Here is a 22,507-nt window from a genome sequence, read left to right as displayed (position 1 = left end):
GGTGACCCCGCCGAGGGGCTGACCTCCGTTTGACAGGTCCCGTCGGCGACAGCGAACCTACTCTAGGTATCCGATTCGTCACTTCTTGTGATCGATGGCGCCACACCGTCCGTGTGCGAATCCGCTGCCGCCCGCCACCTCACGCGAGGAGCCCCACCGTGACCATGACTCCCATCCGTCCCACGGCCGTCCCATCCGTCGAGCAGCTGCCCCAGCCGGAGCTGCGTGGGTCCACCGACATCCAGGGCAACATCCTGGCCGCGTTCAACAAGGACTTCACGGACTTCCGCTACCTGCACTTCCCTGACGCCGCCAGGGGCCGCGGCTGGCTCTCCGCGATCCTCAACACCGTCGCGACGACCAATGAGACGGAGGACTTCAACGAGCAGTTCTCGCTGGCCCGCCGGGCCTTCGGCCGCGACCCCGCGATCACGGCCGTCCGCTGCGGGGTCTCCCTCACCTTCGAGGGCCTCGTGACGGTCGCCAACAAGCCCGACCAGATCAAGAAGGACCTCAGCGCCTTCGCGTCGTTCTGCGCGGGCGCGGCCGCGCGGGCCCAGGATCTCGGGGACACCGGCGAGAGCGACCCCAAGACCTGGCTGTTCGGGGCCGGGACCGGCGACAAGGTCGTGCACGCGGTCCTCGTCGTCGCCGCGGACACCGAGGAACTGCTGAGGGAGAAGCTGAAGAACCTCGACACGGTCGAGCAGACCCACCAGATCACGCGCGTCCATGTCGACGAGGGCCGCACCCTGACGGGCGACCTGAAGGGCCACGAGCACTTCGGCTACAAGGACGGCATCTCCCAGCCCGGCGTCAAGGACTTCCACCGCGAGGACGCGGGCCGCAAGGGCTTCCGCGACAACCACGCCGGGACCGAGCTGATCGAACCCGGCGAGTTCGTCTTCGGCTACAAGAGCGAACAGGGCGACCGGAAGGCGCCGGCGTGGATGAAGAACGGCTCCCTCCAGGTGGTGCGCCGCCTTCGCCAGGACGTCGCCGGCTGGAACAAGGCCGTGGTGGACGGCGTCAAGGACTTCACCGGGAACATGGACGCCAACCGGCTCGGTGCCTGTCTGGTCGGCCGGGCCAAGGACGGCACACCGCTCGCCCCGCCGTGCAGCGCCGTGACCGGCCTCGGCTCGGACCGCAACGACTTCGACTACGTGAACGACGCCATCGGCCAGCACACCCCCTGGGCCGCGCACATCCGCCGCACCCATCCGCGCGCCTTCGCCGGCATCGTCGACAACAAGCCGAAGAGCCACCGCCTGATGCGCCGCGGCATCCCGTACGGCCCTGAGTTCAAGGGCGGCCCGGACGACGGCAAGGACCGCGGGCTGATGTTCGTCTGTTACGGCAGCTCGCTGGAGGAGCAGTTCGAACTGGTCCAGCAGCACTGGTCCAACTCCGACACGTTCCCCCCTGGGGAGAGCCGGCCCGACCAGGTGGTCGCCAACGGCTTCGACAAGGTCATCGGTCTCGCCGGCCAGGCCTCGATCGAGCTCGCGGACGGTACCTCCGGCACGGTCGACATGAAGCGCTTCGTCCGTACCACGGGCGCGCTCTACGCCTTCACCCCCTCGATCAGCACGCTGCGGCTGCTCGCCGAGGGCAAGGACCTCCCCGACAAGTCGATCGGCTCCTGAGCGGCGAGGAGAAGCCATGAGCGAGAACCCCACCGTCGAGGGCACGGCCAACGACCGCGCCCGCCGGCGAACCTGCCAGGAGCTGGCCCGCGAGCTGCTGCTGGTCGGTCCGGACGACAAGGACCTGAAACTGCGCTACCTCGACGTCCTGATCAAGGAGGGCGTCCCGAAGACCGACCAGCCCAAGGACGTGCTGATCGTCGGCGCCGGGATCGCCGGTCTGGTCGCCGGGAAGCTGCTCAAGGACGCCGGGCACAACGTCACCATCCTGGAGGCCAACGCCAGCCGGGTCGGCGGGCGGATCAAGACCTTCCGCTCCACTGGCGACGAGCAGGACGGCCCGTTCTACGACCCGGAGCAGTACGGGGAGGCCGGGGCGATGCGGCTGCCCAGCTTCCACCCGCTCACCCTGGCCCTGGTCGACAGCCTCGGCCTGCGCAGGCAGCTGTTCTACAACGTCGACGTCGACCCCGACACCGGCAACCAGAACGCGCCCGTCCCGCCGGTGGTCCACGAGTCCTTCGAGGACGACAAGGTCTGGAAGTACGGCGAGGACAGCCTGGACTTCCGCGAGCCGGTCAAGCGCTTCAACAGCTGGATCCGCACCAACCGGATCCAGGCCCGCCGCAGCGAGTACGCCGCCGACCCGAGCGGCATCAACGAGGGCTTCCACCTCACCGGCGACGAGGCGCGGATCACCGCGGCCGAGATGGTCAACCAGGCACTGGAGCCGGTCCGCGACTACTACTCGTACATTGAGAACGGCAAGCGGGTGCGCAAGCCGTTCGCCGAGTGGCTGGACGGCTGGGCCCGGGTGATCCGCGACTTCGACGGCTACTCGATGGGCCGCTTCCTGCGCGAGTACGCGGGCTTCAGCGACGAGGCCATCGAGGCGATCGGCACGATCGAGAACATGACCTCGCGGCTGCACCTGTCCTTCTTCCACACCTTCCTGGGCCGCAGCGACATCAACCCGGACGCCACCTACTGGGAGATCGTCGGCGGCAGCTGGCAACTGCCCTACGCCCTCGCCGAGGACCTCCGGGACGAGCTCGAAATGGGCGAGCGGATGATCCGAATGGAATACTGGGACCCGCGCCGCGACGGCGGGGCCGGCCAGGACGTCGGACCGAACGGGCCGCAGGTCGCCGTCCACACCGTGCCCGAGGGCAACCCGGAGGCCGAACCCACGGTCTGGAAGGGCGACTTCGCGATCGTCACCGTCCCGTTCTCCGCGCTGCGGTTCGTTCAGGTCGCACCCCCGTTCTCGTACAAGAAGCGCCGGGCGATCATCGAGACGCACTACGACCAGGCCACCAAGGTGCTGCTGGAATTCTCCCGCCGGTGGTGGGAGTTCACCGAGGCGGACTGGAAGGCCGAGCTCGACTCCATTGAGCCGGGCCTGTACGAGTACTACCAGCGGGCCGGCGAGGAGGACGCCGAGGCGGCCGTCGCGGCCGCGCACAACGGGCACCGGCCCCCGCCCAACCTGCCGAAGGTGCTGCTCGGCGCCCACCGGAGCGTGGACTCCAACCGGATCGGCCAGGACCAGTTGGAGGCCTACCGGCACACCCCGCTGCACCGGGCGAGCGTGCGCCCCGCCACCAACTGCATTGGTGGCGGCTCGACCACCGACAACCCGAACCGCTTCATGTACTACCCCTCGCACCCGGTGCCCGACAGCGACGGCGGCGGCGTGGTGCTGGCCAGCTACAGCTGGTCGGACGACGCGGTGCGCTGGGACTCGATGGAGGACTACGAGCGGTACGTCTACGCGCTGCGCAACCTCCAGTCGGTGCACGGCCGGCGGATCGAGGTGTTCTACACCGGCTACGGGAAGACCCAGAGCTGGCTGCGCGACCCGTACGCCTTCGGCGAGGCAGCCGTCTACACCCCGCACCAGATGACCAGCTTCCACCTCGACGTGGTCAAGCCGGAAGGCCCGGTGCACTTCGCCGGCGAGCACGTCTCGCTCAAGCACGCCTGGATCGAGGGCGCGGTGGAAACCGCCGTCCGGGCGGCCATCGCCGTGCACGAGGCGCCACCACCGCCACCCCCGGCGGAGCCGGAGATCCGGCCCGAGGCGCAGGTCCGCCGGGAACGCCGAGAGGAGATGCTGAGCAGATGAGCGGCGATGACGATTGGACAGTGGGCCGTTACCTGGCCACCAGGTTGGAGCAGTTGGGCATCCGGTACCTGTTCGGGGTGCCGGGCGACTTCCTCGGCCCGTTCCTGACGATCATGCACGCCACCACCGGGGTGCGCTGGATCGGAACCCCGACCGAGATGGGTGGCGGCTACGCCGCGGACGCCTACGCCCGGGTGCGGGCCGCCGACGCCGACCTGGACAAGGGTGAGCAGGGCATCGGCGCCGTCGCGGTGACCTACGGGGTGGGCGCGTTCAGCCTGCTCAACACGATCGGCGGCGCGTACGTCGAGGACGTGCCGCTGATCGCGATCAACGCGGCGCCCTCGTACGAACAGTGGCTCAACTACCAGGCGGTCGGCCTGCTCACCTCGCACATGAGCCGGCGCCGGGAGAGCAACCTGGACATCTACCGGCAGGTCACGGTGGACGCGCAGGTGCTCTCCAACCCGGGGCTCGCGCCCTGGCAGATCGACAGCGCGATCACCGCGTGCCTGACCGGGCGCAAGCCGGTCTACCTGGAGGTGATGGAGGACCTCTGGCACGCGCCGTGCGATCCTCCGCAGGGTGAACTCCGGGCTCGTGAGCGGACGTTCACCAAGCGGAACGAGGAGATGCTGGCCAAGGCGGTCACGGCGGCGGTGGAGCTGATCAGTGAGTTCGGCACGCCGATCGTCTGGGCCGGCGAGGAACTGGTCCGCCAGCGGCTGGAAGGCGAACTGCTGGAGTTCGTCCAGAGCACCCGGATGCAGTTCTGCACCACGGTCGGCGCGAAGTCCGTGGTCTCCGAACGGCATCCGCAGTTCGCCGGCGTCTACAACGGCAAGGCGAGCCTGCCGGAGATCCGGAAGACCTTCAAGAACGCCGGGTGCCGGATCGGACTGGGGACCTGGTCCACGTCCAAGAACCTCGGCGGCGAGCAGTCGATCGGCGATGACTGGATCGTGGCGGCCCGCGACGGCGTCAGCGTCGGCGCCAGGTACTTCCCCGAGGTCCAACTGGGGCGGTTCGTACCGGCGTTGCGCAACGCACTGGCGGGACAGACGTTCGCGGCCGACCACTTCGCGCTGGCGCACGCGGCGGGCCTGGACGTCCCGGCCAGCACGTCCGATTTCCTGGACTCGCTGAGCTCCGCCCGGTATCCGGCGGAGCTGACGTACGACAGCTTCTTCCAGCACGTCAACTTCTTCCTGGAGCACCAGGCCACCGGCGGGGACCCGCAGGCCCCCTCGCCGTTCACGGTGGTCTCGGACGCGGCGTTCGCGCTGCTCGGGTCCATGAACCTGCGGATCACCGAACGGGCCGGCTTCCTGGCGCAGAACAGCTGGCTGTCCATCGGCTACTCGGTCGGCGCGGCCACCGGCGTGGCGCTGGGCCGACAGCAGCCGATGAAGCGGCCGCTGGTGTTCGTCGGGGACGGCTCGTTCCAGGAGATCTGCCAGGAGCTGTCCACCCAGGTGCGCCACCACCTGCGGCCGGTGGTCTTCGTACTGGACAACGAGGGCTTCTACGGCATCGAGCAGATGCTGGTCAGCCCCTGCTACTACAAGGAGAAGCCGTCCGACGGGGCCGACTTCTACAACGTGCTGCACCCGTGGCGGTACGAGAAGCTGGCCGAGGTCTTCGGTACGGAAAAGGACCGGATGCACGGGTACGAGGTCACCACCCACGCCGAGCTCGATTCACTGCTGCTCGACATTGCCGATCCGGGCAACGACATCAACCACGCCCCGATCCTGGCCCGGGTCCGGCTCAGCCGGCACGACTACCCGCGGGCACTCCAGTACAAGATCGACGAGAAGTGCAAGTAACCGCCGTACGGCGCACCCGCCCCGGTCCGAGACCGGGGCCGGTGCGCGCCGCACCGCCCCCCCTACCTGCTCAAGACCCGGTGAACGCCGGCGCGGCTGTGCTGCCAGTCTGGATCCGACCCTTTGAAGACGGTCTCCAGTGTCTTGCGGATCTCGCCGGGGCCCGCGCCGCCAGGCGCGCATCCTCGCCGCGCGGCGCCGGCGGACAGGTGGCTTCGCCCGTGCCCTGAGCGCGGCCCGGGCGGCAGTGGCGGGACGCCTCGGGATTGCCGGTGCCGGCAGCCCGGAGAGCTCCCGTCATCACAGGTCACAACGCGGGTCTTCGTCTTCAGGGCACCCGTCGGCAGTCATCGTTCGGTAGATCCACTTCAAATCTCGAGCACGCGTTTCACATATCCCCCTCTTTGGGCGGCCTCGATGCTCTAGATTGATTTTCGCCTCGCATGGTCGGACGCGAGGCGACAAATAATGATCTACAGGTCCGGTGCTGCGGACGGCCGGTAGTCGCGTCCCCGGCGGCAGACGTGGGGTGATCAATTCTTGGCGCCCGAGAGGGGGCTTTGAGTGTGGAGAGCAACCGTCGACGGTTTCCCGCGCATCTCGGGACTCTGGCAGGACATTCGGGTCCGCCGGCGCCTGGGCGGGATGTTCGAGTAGCGCTGCAATAGCCGGTTTGCCGTCCGCGGGGGGTGGGGCCTCCCGGGGGTAGGAACAGCGCGGCACGGGAGGCGGGGCCTCCCAAGGGGAGGAACAGTGCGGGAGGCGCGGGCCTCCCGGGGGGAGGAACCGTGTGGAGCGAACACGTCGAACCCACTGGTGACCTGGAGCGGGCTGTGGAGCAGGGGGAAGAGGAATTAGTCAGCCCGTTTCTATCGGCGCGGGGGCGCCCGATGAACGGGATAATCAGCCGGCCCGAGATCGACTGGGAGCAGCAGTACCGCCGTACTGTGATCATCAGCGATACCGTGGCCACCGCCTTCGTGGTAGCGGCGATAGGCGGCTTCTTCGGGGTTCGGGACGCGGCCAACTGGCACGAGAAGTGGGGAATTCTCGCCTTCGGCACCGAGCTGCTGGTGCTGGGAGCGCTCGCGATGACCCGGTCGTGGGCTCCGGCCGTGCTCGGCCAGGGCGCCGAGGAATTCCGCCGGCTCGGACGCTCACTGTTCACGGCGGCCGTCGTACTGGCGCTCGGCGGGATCGCCCTCACCTCGCGCAACATCAAGCTCTGGATCTTCGTCGCGATCCCGGCGATCACGCTCATCACCATGACCGAGCGGTATCTGCTGCGCCTCTGGCTGCATAAACGGCGGAAGGAAGGACGGTGCCTGCGCCCGGTGCTCGCTGCCGGGAGCCCGGCCACCGTGCGCGACCTGATCACCCGGACCCGCAAGTTCCCGCACCTCGGCTGGCGGGTGGAGGCGGTGTGCACGCCGTACGCTCTCGGGGACAACGGTGGCCGACTGGACGGAGTGCCGGTCGTCGGCCGACTGACGGACGTCGCCAACCACGTCCGCCGCGACGGCTACCGTGTCGTTGCGATCACACCGGACCCGCACTGGTCACCGGACCGGCTGCAGCGGCTGGCCTGGAACCTCGAAAACGGCGATGCCGAGATGGTCGTGGCCCCCGTGCTGATGGAGGTGGCCGGCCCGCGGCTGCACGTCGACGCGGTGCTCGGGATCCCGATGCTGCGGGTCAGCATGCCGACCTTCACCGGGGGCCGCCGGGTGGTCAAGGAGGTCGTCGACCGGCTGGGCGCCGCGGCCCTGCTGATCCTGTTCGCGCCGCTGATGGTGCTCGTCGGGCTGCTCGTACTGGTGGACAGCCGGGGTGGGGCGTTCTTCCGACAGCACAGGGTCGGCAAGGACGGCCGCGAGTTCACCCTGGTCAAGTTTCGCACCATGGTCGCCGGGGCCGACCGGGCACGTGCCGGGCTGGCCGACCGCAACGAGGGCGCCGGCCTGCTGTTCAAGCTCCGCCGGGATCCGCGGGTGACCCGGGTGGGAGGAGTGCTGCGCCGGTACTCGATCGACGAGCTCCCGCAGCTTCTCAACGTGGTCACCGGCTCGATGTCGCTCGTCGGTCCGCGGCCTCCGCTACCGGAGGAGTCCGCCGCGTACGGCCCGGACATCCGGCGGCGGCTGCTCGTCAAGCCCGGGCTCACCGGCCTGTGGCAGATCAGCGGGCGCAGCGACCTGCCGTGGGAGGAGGCGGTCCGGCTGGACCTGCGGTACGTGGAGGACTGGTCGCTCGCCCTTGACGCGGTGATTCTGTGGAAGACGCTGCGTGCGGTGCTTCAGGGGCAGGGGGCCTACTGATGCGCGGGGGGCGTCGTCCGATCGGCGCGCGGATGGCCGGCCAGAAGGGCCTGCCCGAGGGGAGGAACGGGTCATGAGGGTCAGCGTCCTGGGGCTCGGCTACGTGGGCTGCGTGTCGGCCGCGTGCCTGGCCAGTCTGGGGCACGAGGTCATCGGGGTGGACGTGAACCAGGTGAAGGTCGACCTGGTCAACGACGGCAAGGCCCCGGTGGTCGAGGAGCGGATCGGCGAGCTCATCGCCGAGGTCGTGCGGGCCGGAGCGCTACGCGCCACCGCCGACGTCCGCGAGGCGATCATGGGCAGCGAGGTGTCGCTGGTCTGCGTGGGCACGCCGTCGGAGCCCAACGGCAGCCTGTGCACCACTTACCTGGAGCGGGTCACCGAGCAGATCGGTGCCGCGGTGGCCGAGCGGGGCGGGCGGCAGACCGTCGTGTTCCGCAGCACCATGCTCCCGGGCACCTGCCTGAACCTGCTGGTACCGATCCTGGAGAAGTACGCCGGCGGCACGGCCGGCGTGGACTTCGGGGTCGCGGTCAACCCGGAGTTCCTGCGCGAGGGCACGAGCGTGCGGGACTTCTTCGACCCGCCCAAGACCGTCATCGGTGAGCTCGACCCGGCGAGCGGCGACGTGGTCGCGGCGCTGTACGAGGGATTGCCCGGCGAGGTGTTCCGGGTGCCGGTCCCGACGGCCGAGGCGATCAAGTACGCGGACAACGCGTTCCACGGCCTCAAGATCGGCTTCGCGAACGAGCTGGGCGCGGTGTGCCAGGCGCTCGGGGTGGACTCGCACCAGGTGATGGACGTGTTCCTGGCCGACCGCAAGCTGAACATCAGCCCCGCCTACCTGCGGCCCGGCTTCGCCTTCGGCGGCTCCTGCCTGCCCAAGGACCTGCGCAGCCTGGTCCACGCGGCGCAGCGGGCCGACGTCTCGGTGCCCATCCTCTCCCACGTGCTGCCCTCCAACTCCGAACACCTGCAGCGCGCGGTGGAGTTGGTCGAGCGCACCGGCAGGCGTCGGGTGGGCCTGTTCGGTCTGTCCTTCAAGCCCGGCACCGACGACCTCCGCGAGAGCCCGCTCGTCGAGCTGGCGGAGAGGCTCTTCGGCAAGGGTTACGACCTGCGGATCTACGACCCCAACGTGAACCTCTCCCGGCTGCTCGGCGCGAACCGGGAGTACATCGAGACCCGGCTGCCGCACCTCGCGCAGCTGCTCGCGGAGTCCGTCGGCGAGGTGCTCGAGCACGCCGAGGTGTGCGTGGTCGGGACCAGGGATCCGGCCGTGCTGTCCGCGCTGCCCCATGGCGACGGCCCGGTGATCGTCGACCTCGTCCACCTTCCCGACGCCGAGGCGCGCCGGACCGAACGGGGGTACGTGGGCCTTGCCTGGTGACACATCGTTCGGTGACACGGTCAGCTGCGACGGGCCGGCCCGTCGCGCGCTGATCCTGGTGGAGAACCTGTCGGTGCCGTTCGACCGGCGGGTGTGGCAGGAGTGCACGACGCTGCGCGACGCGGGCTGGGAGGTGCACGTCATCTGTCCCCGGGGGAGCAAGCGGGACACGGAACCGGAAGCGGAGATCGACGGGGTGCGGATCCACCGCTATCCGTTGCGCGCGGCCACCGGAGGGCCGGCCGGCTACCTGCGGGAGTACGGATCGGCGTTGTGGCACACGGTCCGGCTGGCCCGCAAGGTCGGCCCGGTCGACGTGGTCCACGCCTGCAACCCGCCCGACCTGCTGTTCCTGCCGGCACTGTGGCTGAAGCGGCGCGGCGCGCGGTTCGTGTTCGACCAGCACGACCTGGTACCCGAGCTGTACCTCTCCCGGTTCGACCGCGGCGAGGATCTGCTCTACCGCGCCGTGTGCGCGCTGGAACGGCTGACCTACCGGGCCGCGGACATCGTGCTCGCCACGAACGAGAGCTACCGGGACGTCGCGCTGCGCCGTGGCGGTCAACGGCCGGCGGACGTCTTCGTGGTGCGCAGCGCGCCCGACACCGACCGGTTCCAGCCGGTACCGCCCGAGCCGGAGCTGAAGCGCGGCAAGCCTCATCTGCTGTGCTACCTCGGCGTCATGGGCCCGCAGGACGGCGTCGACTACGCCTTGCGGGCCCTCGCGAAGCTGCGCGACGAGCTCGGGCGGACCGACTGGCACGCGGTGTTCGTCGGCGCCGGCGACGCCTTCGACGCGATGGTGGAGCTGTCCCGGCGGCTCGGGCTCTCCGAGCAGGTGCAGTTCACCGGGCGTGTTCCGGACGCCGATCTGGCGCGCTACCTGTCCACCGCGGACGTGTGCCTTTCTCCCGACCCGCGCAATCCGCTCAACGACGTGTCGACCATGAACAAGGTCCTGGAGTACATGGCGATGGGCCGGCCGATCGTCTCGTTCGACCTCCGGGAGGCCCGGGTCTCCGCCGGTGACGCCGCCGTCTACGCGCCCGCCAACGACGAGGCCGGGTTCGCCGGGCTCATCGCGCTGCTGCTGGACGATCCGGAGAAGCGGGCCTTGATGGGCAAGCTCGGCCAGGAGCGGATCAACGGGCCGCTCTCCTGGCGGAACTCCCAGCGATCGCTGCTCGCCGCCTACGCCGCCGCCTGTCGTGACCACGCTCCGGCGTCGGCGGGCGACCAGAACCGGCCAGGGGGAAGGCCGCGCCGTTGAGCGATGAAACGATACGCCTGGTCACGATCGGTCGGATCCTCCGTCGGCGCTGGCGGCTTCTCGCCGTCCTCGCCGTGGTGGGTGCGCTCGTCGGCTACGGCAGCTCCCTGCTGTTCCCGCCGAGTTACACGACGTCGGCATCGGTGCTGCTGCCTGGGGTGTGGCAGGAGCGCGAGCTGATGACCCAGGCGGAGATCGCGACCAGTTCGGTGGTGATCGACCGCGCGGCCGCCGCGCTCGGCTGGAAGGGCGTCGACGGCACCCAGCTGCGGGACCGGGTGAGCGCCACGGCCTCGGACGGGAACATCGTCAAGGTCTCGGGTACGGCCGAAACCCCGGAGCGCGCACAGCAGCTGTCCGATCAGATGGCCAAGCAGTTCGTCGCGTTCGGCGCGCGGATAGCGGGCGACGGCACCGACCCCGGAGCGGCGCAGCCCGAGGCGCTTCGGCAGATGGTGGTTCAGGCCAGCCGGCGCATCACCGAACTGGCCGATTCGGCCAATCCGGGGCAGACCGTGGAGAGCGTGCAGACCCGCACCGAACTCGCGAAGCTGCGCACCGCGCTGGAGGAGGCCGTCAAGAAGCTGGACCAGGTCGACCCGGCCTCCACCAAGGCCGCCATGGTCGTCATGGGGCCGGCGGCCCGGCCGACCGGCGCGGTGGCGCCGACGAGGATTCAACTCATCGTCGGCGGTGCGCTGTTGTTCTTCCTGGCCACGGTCATCGGCCATCTCACCGCCGCCCGGATGGGTCGCCGGCTGCGCACCGAACCGGAGATCGCCGCAGCGCTGGGCTCGGCGTTCCTCGGCACCGTCGACGTACCCGCCGACCTGCCCGGGCACCGGCCGGAAGGCCGTGGCCCGCGGGCCCGGATCCGCCGGCTGCTGGGCATCGACGTCCGGTGGGACCTGCCGGTCCCGCAGGCCTCCGGTGACGAGGCCAGCCGGCGGATCCGCTTCCAGCGGGTGTGCGCCCGCCTGCGGGACCGGCTGCCGTCCCCCCGGCGGCTGCTGGTCGTCGTCCCGGACGGCGACGAGCCGGCCCGCCTGGCCGCCGGGCAGCTCGCGGCCGAGGCGGGCGGCGATCCCTCCCCGAGCTCTTCGAGCAGGGGATACCCCATGCTGCGGGTGGTGGGGGTTTCGGTGTCCCGGCCGCTGGTGCCGGACCGTGACGACGAGTCCGGTGCCCTGGTCGTGCTCAGCGCGGGCAGCTGGACCGCGGCGGAGCTCGCCGGCATCGCCGGGGCGTGTGCGGACGCGAAGCACGAGGTCGTCGGCATCGTCCTCGCGGCCCCGGTCCGGGCCCGTACGACGCAACCCTCCGACCGTCAGGGCGCCACGCCGGCGCTCGCGGTCGGCGACGATGCGAGGAGAGGTTCGGAGTGACGACGAGCAGGACCGCGGAGTCGTCGGCCGCCCCTCCCCTGGTGGACCTCCAGTCGCTGGTGGTCGCGGTGCGCAGGCGCCGCCGCCTCTGGTGTTCCCTGGCCCTGATCGGGCTGCTGCTCGGCGCCGCCGCGGCCGTCCTGCAGCCCGCGCCGCCGAGCGCGGTGACAACGGTGCTGGTCGCGCATCAGGCGGACCAGCCGAACGACCCCGGAACGCTGATCCGCACCGACGCCGCCCTGCTGCACACCGTGGGGATCGCCGGCCAGGCCCTCCAGTCCCTCGGGTCCTCGGAGAAGCCGGAGGACTTCCTGAAGGACTACGGGGGCCTCGGCCTGACCAACAACCTGCTGCAGATCACCGTGACCGGACACAGCGACACGGAGGCGGTGGCCCGCGCCAAGGCGCTCGCCGAGGCGTTCGTCGCAAGCCACGTGAAGCGGATACAGCAGGCCGCGGACGCCGAGGCCAAGGCCCTGCTCGACGAGCGCGACCGGATGAAGGACGAACTCGCCCAGGTCAACAAGGCGATCGGGGACGGATCGCAGCAGAGCGGGCCGAAGACATCGGCGAACCTGGAGTCGCTCTACGCCAGCAGGGCCGATCTCACCTCGCGGATCACCGACTTCGGCCAGCGCGCCGCGGCGGCTGGGGCCGGCACGCCCCGGCTCGTCGCCGGCACCCAGATCGTGGACGCCCCGCACGCGGTGAAGCAGTCCCTGCCGAAGACCGCCGCGACCGACGCCGCCATCGGCCTCGTCCTCGGCCTCGTCCTCGGGCTCGCGGTGGCCTCGGTCGGCGCGGTGGTGGCGGACCGCCCGGTGCTGCGCCGGGAGATCGCGGCGGACCTCGGCGCCTCGGTCATCGCCGAGCTGCCCCACCGGCCGGCCGCCCGGTGGCAGCGCAAACGGACCCGGGCGGCCCGGGCCAGGCTCACCACGACCCTGGCCCGTACCGTACGCGGCTCCGAGGAGGCGGTGTCGCTGCTGGAACTGGGCTGTGCGCGCAACGCGAGCGCCATCGCCCTGGACCTCGCCGGGGCACTGGCAGCCGAGGGGCCGGTGGCCGTCGTGGACGGTCTGCCCGGCTCGCAGCTCGCCGGCCGCCGCCGCAAGGCCGGAGGCCCGACCGTGGTCGACGGCGGGGGCGCCGAGTCCGTACCGGGTGAGCAACACCGGCTCGGCGTCGGCTCGGTGGCACCCGGAACGGCGTGGACCGACCTTCGCCACCTCGGCACCCGGACGGTGCTCGTCGTGCGGGCCGGGCACGGCAGCGCCGCCTGGCTGCACACCGTGGCGCGCCAACTCGCGGACCAGCACATCGCGGTGATCGGGGTGGTGCTGATCGACCCCGATCCGCGTGACCGGACCGACGGCACGCTGTGGGACAGGACCGACGTCGCGCCGAGCGGCCGCAACGAGCGGCCGGCCCGGCAGATCGGCACGGGCCGGCGGCGGACGGAACGACTACCGGTGTGGACCGCACGGGTCCCCGACAGCGACCAGGAGGCGAGGTAGGACATGTGTGGCATCGCAGGCACGTACCGATGGCCGGACGGGAAGGCCGTGACCGACCTGCTCACCGAGACCCTCGCCCACCGCGGTCCGGACGGGGCGGGCCGGTACAGCCACCCCGTCGGTGACGGCGAAGTGCACCTGGGGCACCGCCGGCTGGCCATCGTCGACCTGTCGGAGACCGGCGCCCAGCCGATGGTCTCGGACGGCCTCGTCCTGACGTACAACGGCGAGCTGTACAACGCGCCCGAGCTGCGCGCCGAACTGGCGGCCGCTGGAGTGCGCTTCCGTGGCACCTCCGACACCGAGGTGCTGCTGGAGGCCTGGCGGCGCTGGGGTACGGACTGCCTGCCCCGGCTGCGCGGCATGTTCGCGTTCGGGATCTTCGACGAGCGAACCGGTGAGCTGGTGCTCGCCCGTGACCAGCTCGGCATCAAGCCGCTGTTCCTGGTGCGGCGCGGCGAGGGCCTGGTGTTCGCCTCCGAGCTCAAGGCGCTGGCCGCCGCCACCGGGGGCTCGCTGGAGGTGGACCACGCGGCGCTGGTGGCCTCGCTGCTGTACTACTGGGTGCCGGACACGCGGTGCGCGTTCCGCGAGGCGGAGAAGCTGCCGCCGGGCAGCTGGCTGCGGTGCCGGCCCGACGGCCGGGTGGAGCGCGGCCGGTTCTGGCACCTGCGTGACGTCGCCGCCGAGGGCCGGGAGCGGGCCCGGGCCGGCGAACTGCCGGACCTCGCCGCCATCGTCGAGGAGTCGACGAGGCGTCACCTGCTCTCCGACGTTCCCGTGGCGACCTTCCTCTCCGGCGGGCTGGACTCCAGCTACCTGACCGCGCTGGCGGCCCGCGACCACCCCGGGATCTCCGCCTACACGATCGGGTTCCGCGCCGAGGACGCCAGGTTCGAGGCGATGCCGGACGACCTGCGCTACGCCCGGCAGGTGGCCGAGCGGTTCGGCGTCGACCTGCACGAGATCGAGATCGCCCCGGACGTGCTCGACCTGCTGCCGCGGATGACGTACCACCTGGACGAGCCGATCGGCGACCCGGCCGCGATCAACACGTTCCTGATCTGCTCGGCCGCCCGGGAGGCCGGGGTCAAGGTGATGCTCTCGGGGATGGGGGCCGACGAACTGTTCGCCGGCTACCGCAAGCACCTGGCCAACCTGATCGCGCTGCGTTACCAGCGCGTCCCGCGACCCCTGCGGCGCGGCCTGTCCGCGGCCGTGGACCGGCTGCCGGTCGCCACGGCCCGCCGGGGGTACCGGTCGGTGCGGTTCGCGAAGCGGTTCCTCTCCTTCGCCGATCTGCCGGAGGAGACCGCGTTCCGGCGCAGCTACACCATGTACGACCAGGAGGAACTGCTCGCCCTGGTGAATCCGGACCTGGCCGGGACGGTCCAGGACGTGCTGACCGAACACGCGGACGTCTACCAGGACAACGACCTCGACGACTTCGTCAACCGGATGTGCCTGGGCGACGCGCGGATGTTCCTGCCGGGCCTGAACCTCGCGTACACGGACCGCTCCAGCATGGCCGCGTCGACCGAGGTGCGGGTGCCGTACGTGGACGTCGAGGTGGTCAAGGCGGCGTTCACCGTGCCCGGCGACCGCAAGATCGTCGGACGGCAGGGCAAGGCCGTCCTCAAGGAGGCGGCCACCTCGATCCTGCCCCGGGAGATCGTGTACCGGCCCAAGGGCCTGTTCAGCGCCCCGCTGCGGGCCTGGATGAGCCGGGACCTGGCACCGCTGGTGCGCGAGGTGGTGCACGACGGCGTGCTCGTCAACTCCGGTCTCCTGCGCCGCGACGCGCTCGCGCGCATGGTCGCCGAGGACGCCGCCGGGCAGCGGGACTTCTCCAAGCATCTGTGGCACGTGCTGACCCTCGAGTACTGGTACCGCGACGCGACCTCCGGGTCCGGCCGGAGCACTCGCCCGGCAGCGTAGAAGACGGCTTAGAAACAAGGGGACTTCGGTGAAACAGGTCGTGCAGAACTACAAGAGCGGCGAGCTGGCGGTGCTCGACGTGCCGGTGCCGGGGTGCAAGCCGGGCGGCGTGCTGGTCCGCACCGCCTACTCGCTGATATCCACCGGGACCGAGCTCATGAAGGTCTCCGAGGCCGGCATGTCGATGCTGGGCAAGGCCCGCTCCCGGCCGGACCAGGTGGCCAAGGTCATGCAGAGCGTGGCCACCAACGGGCTGCCCGCCACCTACCGCAAGGTGATGGGCAAGCTGGACTCCTACACGCCGCTGGGCTACTCGCTGTGCGGGGTGGTCGAGCAGGTCGGCGCCGGGATCGACGATGTGAAGGTCGGCGACCTGGTGGCCTGCGCCGGCAATGAGCACGCGCTGCACGCCGAGCTGAACTGGGTGCCGAAGAACCTCTACGCCCCGGTGCCGGACGGCCTCGCGTCGCGGCACGCCGCCTTCGGCACCGTCGGGTCCATCGCCCTGCAGGGCGTGCGCCAGGGCGAGCCGCAGCTCGGCGAGGTGGCGCTGGTCATCGGCCTCGGGCTGATCGGGCAGCTGGTGGTGCAGCTCCTCACCGCCGCGGGGGTGCGCGTCGTCGGGGCCGACCCCGACCCGGTGCGCTGCGAGCTGGCCGAGCGCCTGGGTGCCGTGGCCTGCGGCGATCCCGGGTCCGCGGCCGTGGAGACCGCCGTCGCCGAGCTGACCGACGGGCACGGCGTGGACCAGGTGTACCTGGCCGCCGGCGGCGGCAGCAACCAGCCCGTCGAGCTGGCCGCCCACCTGGCCCGGGACCGCGGCCGGGTCGTCGACATCGGCAAGTGCCGCCTGGACCTGCCGTGGAACGCGTACTACGAGAAGGAGTTGGACGTCCGGTTCTCCCGCTCGTACGGCCCCGGGCGCTACGACCCGTCGTACGAACTGGAGGGGCGGGACTACCCGGTCGGCTACGTGCGCTGGACGGAGCGCCGCAACCTGGCCTGCTTCCTCGGCCTGATGGCCCGCGGCCGCGTCGACGTGGACCCCCTGGTCTCCCACATCGCCGACTTCGACGACGCCGTCGAGACGTACCGGCGCCTGAAGGACGGCGACCTGAAGGCCGTGGCCGTGCTGTTCCGCTACCCCGAAGCCGCGGGGGACGAGAAGGCGCAGGCCCCGGCGGTGGCGGTGCCCGCGGTGCGACGCGACGCCAGGACGGCCGCCCCGGCCCGGTCCGCGCCCGCCCGATCCGCGGGGGCGCCGGTGCGCCTCGCGTTCATCGGTGCGGGCAACTACGCGACGTCGATGCTGCTGCCGCACCTGGCTCAGCGCGAGGGCGTCTCGCTGTCCACGGTCGTCACCACGACGGCGCTGTCCGCGGCCAACGCGCAGCGCAAGTTCGGCTTCGCCCGGGCGACCACCGATCTCGACGCCGTGCTCGGGGACTCGTCCATCGACGCGGTGTTCGTGGTCACCCGGCACAGCTCGCACGCCGAACTGACCCGGCAGGCGCTGCTGGCCGGCAAGACGGTGTTCGTGGAGAAGCCGCTGGCCCTCACCGAGGACGAGCTGGCCGGTGTGCTCGCGGCGGTGGAGGAGTCCGGCAACGACCGGTTGCAGGTGGGCTTCAACCGCCGGTTCGCGCCGCTGCTGCGGGAGGCCAGGACCCGGTTCGGCACCCGGACCGGTCCGGCGAGCCTGCGCTACCTGGTCAACGCGGGCCGGCTGCAGCACGGCAGCTGGTACCTCCAACAGGGCACCGAGGGCTCGCGGTTCGCCGGCGAGGGCGGCCACTTCATCGACACGGCGAGCTGGCTGCTGGAGGCCGACCCGGTCTCGGTGTACGCGGTCGCCACGTCCGGCAACGAGGACCTGCAGGTCGTGCTGCGCTACCCGGACGGCTCCACCGCCACCCTCAGCTACGTCACCACCGGCGCGCCCGGCTTCCCCAAGGAGACGCTGGACCTCGTCGCGGACGGCAAGGTGCTGAAGCTCGACGACTTCGTCCGCGCCTCGGTGTATTTCGAGAACACGGTCGGCCGCAAGCGGTGGGTCAGCTCGCGGCTGCCCAAGGCCCGGGACAAGGGCCAGTCCGCCGAACTGGCCGCGTTCATCAAGGCCGTGCGGACCGGCGGGCCGATGCCGGTGCCGCTGGAGTCGCTGGTCGCCACCACGGCGGCCACCCTCGCCGTGCAGGCCGGCCTGGCCGGCGGCGCGCCGGTGGCGCTGGCGAGGTCGCTGTGACCATGAGCCCGGGGTGGTACCTGCGGCGGCTGTCCCGGATGGGACCGCGGGAGGTCGGCGGCCGGGTGGGCGACGCGGTGCGCAGGCGGCGGTGGCGGTCGGCGCCGCCGCAGGGCCCGAGCGTGGCCGGCGCCCGGTTCACCGCCGTCCTGCCCGCCGGGACGATCGCCGCAGTGCCACCGGACGCCGCGAAACGCCTCGTCGCCGAGGCGGACCGGCTGATGGACGGGCACGCCGAGTTCTTCGGGGTGGACCGCGACGACCTGGCCGCCCCGGACTGGTGGTCGGACCCGAAGACCGGGCGCCGGGCGCCGTCCGGCTACGCCTTCGACGTGCCGTACCGGAACGAGGACGCGGTCGGGGACATCAAGCAGATCTGGGAGCCGTCCCGGCACCAGTACCTGACCGTGCTCGCCGCCGCCTACGCGATCACCGGGAACGAGCGGTACGCCGAGCGCGTGGCCGAGCATCTGCGGTCGTGGTGGGCGGCCAACCCGCCGCTGCGCGGCGTGCACTGGATCAGCGGCATCGAGCTGGGCATCCGGCTGCTGTCCTGGGTGTGGATCCGCCGGCTGCTCGACGGCTGGCCGGGCGCGGCCGGGCTGTTCGAGGGCAACCCGGTGGCGCTGAACCAGATCTGGCACCACCAGCGCTGGCTGGCCGCCTTCCCCAGCCGGGGGTCCTCGGCGAACAACCACGTCATCGCCGAGGCCGCCGGGCAGTTCGCCGCGGCCTGCGCGTTCGGGTGGTTCCCCTCCTCGGCGCGCTGGCGAGCCGGCGCGCTGCGGTCGCTGGAGCGGCACCTGCGCGGCAACACCTTCCCTTCCGGCCTCAACCGCGAGCTGGCCACCGAGTACCACGGACTCGTCCTGGAGCTCGGCCTGGCCGCGCTCGCCGAGGCGGACGCCGCCGACGTGCCCGTCCCCGCGACCGTCCGGCTGGTGCTGCTGCGGATGACCGACGCGCTCGCGGCCGTCGTGGACAACCGGCTGCGGCCGCCGCGCCAGGGGGACGCGGACGACGGGCACGGTCTGGTCGTGGACGGCGCGGGCACCGACCGCTGGGCCTCGCTGCTGGCCACCGGCAACGCCGTGTTCGGCCGGCTCCCCTGGTGGCCGGCGGCGACCGGCACCGATGTGCGCACCCCGCTGCTGGCCGCGCTCCTGCGGCCGTACGGAACGAACGGAACCGTGACCCGCCCGGCGAGCCGGCCGGTCCACTTCCCCGACGCGGGGATGAGCATCCTGCGCGCCGGGGAGGAGATCTGGTGCCGCTGCGACGGCGGTCCGCACGGGTTCCTGTCCATCGCCGCGCACGGCCACGCGGACGCGCTGTCCGTGGAGGTCCGGCACGACGGGGTCGACGTGCTCGCCGACCCGGGGACGTTCTGCTACCACGGGCAGCCCGAGTGGCGGCGGTACTTCCGCTCGACCCTGGGCCACAACACCCTGGAGCTGGACGGCGCCGACCAGTCCGTCTCCGGCGGCCCGTTCCTGTGGATCAGGCACGCCCGCAGCCGCGTCCTGGTCGCGGACACCTCCGACCCGACCGTGGTCCGCTGGTGCGCCGAGCACGACGGCTACCAGCCCTCGGTGCACCGCCGCCGGGTCGAACTGACCGCCGCGAGCCGGGAGCTGCGAATCGTCGACGAGGTGCACGGCCCGGGCGGCACCGTACGCCTGGCCTTCCACCTCGGCCCGGCGATCGCCGCGGAGCTGACGGGCCGGCGGGCCGTGCTGACCTGGACCCGCGACGGCGAGGAGCGCTCCGCGGTACTCGACCTGCCCGGGCAGCTGTCCTGGCAGGCGCATCGCGGCGAGAGCGAGCCGCCGCTGGGCTGGTACTCCGCCGGCTTCGGACGCAAGGAACCCGCCACCACGCTGGTCGGCACCGGCTTCGCCGACGGCGCGCAGGGGTTCACCACCGTACTCGGGTTCCGCGGCTAGGGGGGCGGGTGGGGATCAAGAGGCGGCGGTGGGGGGCGTCGGCGGCGGCGCCGCTGACGCTGGCCCTGCTGGCGGCGACCGGCTGTACGAGCTCGTCGGACGCCCCGGCGGAGCCGACCGCCACGTCATCCGGGTCCGTGGCCGGGTCCGTGGCCGTGGCCCGGGTGTGCGCCAACCCCGCGGCCGGGCCGACGAGCGCGCCGGCGGGCGCGGTGACGGTCGACCCCGCGGTGGTCGGTGACCTGGCGGCGAAGACCGGGAGCAGCCCCCCGAACACCACGTTCTGGCTGCTCCCGGGCAGGCACACGCTCGAACCGGACCGCTACGCCCAGGTCATGGCCAAGGAGGGGGACACCTACCTCGGCGCGCCGGGCGCGGTGCTCGACGGCCGGAAGACCAACAACTACGCGTTCAGCGGTACCGCCCCCGACGTCACCATCCGCTATCTGACCGTGCAGGGCTTCGTCGCACCGCACGACGAGGGCGTGGTCAACCACGACATGGCCGACGGCTGGGTGATCGAGCACGCGACGATCCAGTACAACTCCGGCGCCGGGCTGATGGCCGGTGCCCGCCAGCAGGTCCGCGCCAGCTGCCTGCGCGACAACGGGCAGTACGGAATGAACGCGTACAAGACCGGCGACTCCATCAAGGGCCTGCTGGTCGAGGGCAACGAGGTCGTGGGCAACAACACCGACGACTGGGAGAAGCAGCAGCCGGGCTGCGGCTGCACCGGAGGCATCAAGTTCTGGGCCGTCAACGGCGCCGACATCCGCGGCAACTGGGTGCACGACAACCGCGGAACCGGGTTGTGGGCGGACAACGACAACAACGACTTCCGCTTCGAGGACAACGTGCTGGAGGCCAACGACGGTGCCGCGCTGATCTACGAGACCAGCTACAACGCCGTCATCCGGAACAACACGATCCGGCGGAACAACTGGGTCGAGGGCCGCCGGCACGCCGCGGACGGCGACGACTTCCCGCACGCGACCGTCTACGTGTCGGAGGCCGGCGGCGAACCACGGGTCCCGGCCCGCACGGACAGGATCGAGATCGACCACAACGTGCTGGAGGACAACTGGTCAGGGATCACCCTCTGGGAGAACGCCGACCGGTTCTGCAACAGCCCGGCCAACACCTCGACCGGCTACTGCACGTTGCTGGTGAAGGACACCCGACGCTGCGTGAAGCCGGCGATCGACACCGCACCGCTCTACGCCGACTGCCGGTGGAAGACCCAGCGGGTGGACATCCACGACAACCGCTTCGCCCTCGACACGTCCGTCGTCAAGTGCTCGGTGGAGTGCGGCCGCATGGCGGTGCTCTCCAACTACGGCACCTATCCGGACTGGTCGCCGTACAAGGGCAAGCGGGTGGCCGAGGCGATCACCCTCAAGCAGGACAACCGCTGGCACGACAACGTCTACCGCGGACCGTGGAGCTTCATCGCCGACGACCCGGGCCGGCCGCTCGACTCCGCGCAGTGGCAGGGCATGCCGTACCAGCAGGACGCGGGCAGCACCTTCGCCGCACAGGCCGGTGGTTGAGGTGCGCGGGGACCGGACGCGCGGCGGGCCGACGGGCGGACCGAATCAGGCGACCGCGCGGCCCGGCGCCGAACACGGCCCTGACGGCACGCCGAAGGCCGTCTGGATCGTCTGGGCGCTGCTGGGCCTCAACACGCTCGGCTCCGCCGGGGCGAAGACCATCGTCACGCTGCCCCGCTCCCTCATCCAGATGGCCACCATGGGCTCGCTGGTCTCCGCGTTCGCGCTGGCGCTCGCGCTCAACCTCCGGCTGCGCGTCCGGACCGGCGCCTTTCTGTTCCTGCTCACCATGCTGCTGGTGCCGAGCGTGATCTCCAGCCTGCATCTGGAGGTCGGGTTCGGTGCGCTGTTCCGCTGCGGCCGGCTGACGATCTTCATCAGCACGCTGTGGCTGATCAGCCGCTGGTGGGCCGACAGCCTGCTGTTCGTCCGGACCCACATCCGGATGTATTTCGCGGTGCTCGTGTCGGTGGCCGCCGGTCTGGTCATCTCACCGGGCACGGCCATGCCCGAGTACTACGGCGGGCGCCTGGTCGGCGCGTTGTGGCCGCTCACCCCGCCGCAGATCGGACAGTACTCCGCGGTGATCATCGGGCTCACCGTGCTGCTCCTGCTGGACGGCCGGACCACCGGGGCCGGCGCGGCGGTGATCATCGTGCCGTCCTTCGTCCTGCTCGCGATGACCCACACCAGGACGGCCACGATCGGCCTGCTCGTCGGGTTGGCGGTGGCGATCGGCTCGCTCATCCTGACCAGCGCCGCCGCCCGCCGGTTCTTCTCCTGGGCGGTGCTGTGCGCCACGGTGGCCGCGGTGGCGTTCGCCTCCGCGCTGCAGACGTGGTTCATGCGCGGACAGAGCAAGGAGAACTTCTCCAACCTCACCGGTCGGGCCAAGGTCTGGGACGCCCTGCTGACGGAGCCCCGGACGATCCCGGAGAAGGTGTTCGGCACAGGTCTGGGCGACAAGTCCTTCGGCGGGCTGCCGATCGACAACAGCTGGCTGGCCGTCTACAACGAACAGGGTCTGCTCGGCATCGCCGTCGTGGCGGCGATCCTCCTCGCGCTGGGCGGGGTCGCGTTGCTGCGCCCGCCGTCGCTGTCGAGGGCCTGCGCGATCTTCCTGATCACCTACGTCGCGATGTCGTCGTACACCGAGGCCGGGCTCGGCGACGCCTCTCCGTACCTGCTGCACCTGGCCCTGGCCGCCGCCCTGCTCGCGACACCCGCCGAGGCCGCGCCCTTGACGACATCCCTGACCACGTCCTTGACGACACCTTTGACAACGCCCGCAGTCCCGCGACGACGCATCCCGCGCCGGGACCGGAATCGGGAGGTGACCTGA

General features: G+C 71.3%; 13 protein-coding genes. All 13 read left to right on the top strand.

Annotated features, from left to right (window positions below; genetic code table 11):
• Nucleotides 1–164: 164 nt before the first annotated feature.
• The 13 genes from ACIQIB_RS17795 (at nt 165) to ACIQIB_RS17735 (ending at nt 22,507) form a co-directional block, all read left to right on the top strand.
• Entirely contained in the window at nt 165–1,649 is a 1,485-nt protein-coding gene (locus tag ACIQIB_RS17795; RefSeq protein WP_363607796.1) for a Dyp-type peroxidase, read from the top strand.
• 16 nt (nt 1,650–1,665) lie between these two features.
• Nucleotides 1,666–3,777, top strand: coding sequence for an FAD-dependent oxidoreductase (locus ACIQIB_RS17790; protein WP_400758853.1), 2,112 nt, complete (start codon nt 1,666–1,668; stop codon nt 3,775–3,777).
• Nucleotides 3,774–5,606, top strand: coding sequence for a thiamine pyrophosphate-binding protein (locus tag ACIQIB_RS17785; protein ID WP_363607701.1), 1,833 nt, complete (start codon nt 3,774–3,776; stop codon nt 5,604–5,606). The genes ACIQIB_RS17790 and ACIQIB_RS17785 overlap by 4 nt, the downstream gene beginning before the upstream one ends.
• A gap of 890 nt (nt 5,607–6,496) precedes the next feature.
• Nucleotides 6,497–7,924: a sugar transferase gene (locus ACIQIB_RS17780; protein WP_400657475.1), complete on the top strand. Its 1,428-nt coding sequence runs from the start codon at nt 6,497–6,499 to the stop codon at nt 7,922–7,924.
• A gap of 73 nt (nt 7,925–7,997) precedes the next feature.
• Complete coding sequence (locus ACIQIB_RS17775; protein WP_400657477.1) at nt 7,998–9,314, top strand: nucleotide sugar dehydrogenase; 1,317 nt, start codon at nt 7,998–8,000, stop codon at nt 9,312–9,314.
• Nucleotides 9,304–10,584 (top strand): glycosyltransferase family 4 protein, encoded by a 1,281-nt coding sequence (locus ACIQIB_RS17770; RefSeq protein WP_400758850.1) that lies wholly within the window; start codon nt 9,304–9,306, stop codon nt 10,582–10,584. Before ACIQIB_RS17775 ends, ACIQIB_RS17770 begins: the two co-directional genes overlap by 11 nt.
• Nucleotides 10,581–11,969 (top strand): Wzz/FepE/Etk N-terminal domain-containing protein, encoded by a 1,389-nt coding sequence (locus ACIQIB_RS17765; RefSeq protein ID WP_400758847.1) that lies wholly within the window; start codon nt 10,581–10,583, stop codon nt 11,967–11,969. Before ACIQIB_RS17770 ends, ACIQIB_RS17765 begins: the two co-directional genes overlap by 4 nt.
• Entirely contained in the window at nt 11,966–13,486 is a 1,521-nt protein-coding gene (locus tag ACIQIB_RS17760; protein WP_400758844.1) for a Wzz/FepE/Etk N-terminal domain-containing protein, read from the top strand. The genes ACIQIB_RS17765 and ACIQIB_RS17760 overlap by 4 nt, the downstream gene beginning before the upstream one ends.
• Nucleotides 13,487–13,489: 3 nt before the next feature.
• A complete protein-coding gene (gene asnB / locus ACIQIB_RS17755) occupies nt 13,490–15,424 on the top strand; it encodes an asparagine synthase (glutamine-hydrolyzing) (protein WP_363607706.1) in 1,935 nt (644 codons plus the stop codon).
• A 28-nt stretch (nt 15,425–15,452) separates the two neighbouring features.
• Nucleotides 15,453–17,669, top strand: coding sequence for a bi-domain-containing oxidoreductase (locus ACIQIB_RS17750; RefSeq protein WP_363607707.1), 2,217 nt, complete (start codon nt 15,453–15,455; stop codon nt 17,667–17,669).
• Nucleotides 17,666–19,615, top strand: a complete 1,950-nt coding sequence (locus ACIQIB_RS17745; RefSeq protein ID WP_363607708.1) for an alginate lyase family protein — start codon at nt 17,666–17,668, stop codon at nt 19,613–19,615. The genes ACIQIB_RS17750 and ACIQIB_RS17745 overlap by 4 nt, the downstream gene beginning before the upstream one ends.
• Nucleotides 19,616–19,623: 8 nt before the next feature.
• On the top strand, nt 19,624–21,165 hold the full coding sequence (locus tag ACIQIB_RS17740; protein WP_400758841.1) for a right-handed parallel beta-helix repeat-containing protein: 1,542 nt from the start codon (nt 19,624–19,626) through the stop codon (nt 21,163–21,165).
• A 1-nt stretch (nt 21,166) separates the two neighbouring features.
• On the top strand, nt 21,167–22,507 hold the full coding sequence (locus tag ACIQIB_RS17735; RefSeq protein ID WP_400758922.1) for an O-antigen ligase domain-containing protein: 1,341 nt from the start codon (nt 21,167–21,169) through the stop codon (nt 22,505–22,507).

The organism is Kitasatospora sp. NPDC092286 (assembly GCF_044755565.1).
Classification (GTDB): domain Bacteria; phylum Actinomycetota; class Actinomycetes; order Streptomycetales; family Streptomycetaceae; genus Kitasatospora.
The sequence above is the reverse complement of the archived record's forward strand: the minus strand, read 5'-3'. Positions and strand labels throughout refer to the sequence as shown.

Coding starts and splice junctions, on each gene's coding strand:
- ACIQIB_RS17795 (WP_363607796.1), top strand. CDS start 165: ATGACTCCCATCCGTCCCACGGCCGTCCCATCCGTCGAGCAGCTGCCC.
- ACIQIB_RS17790 (WP_400758853.1), top strand. CDS start 1,666: ATGAGCGAGAACCCCACCGTCGAGGGCACGGCCAACGACCGCGCCCGC.
- ACIQIB_RS17785 (WP_363607701.1), top strand. CDS start 3,774: ATGAGCGGCGATGACGATTGGACAGTGGGCCGTTACCTGGCCACCAGG.
- ACIQIB_RS17780 (WP_400657475.1), top strand. CDS start 6,497: ATGAACGGGATAATCAGCCGGCCCGAGATCGACTGGGAGCAGCAGTAC.
- ACIQIB_RS17775 (WP_400657477.1), top strand. CDS start 7,998: ATGAGGGTCAGCGTCCTGGGGCTCGGCTACGTGGGCTGCGTGTCGGCC.
- asnB (WP_363607706.1), top strand. CDS start 13,490: ATGTGTGGCATCGCAGGCACGTACCGATGGCCGGACGGGAAGGCCGTG.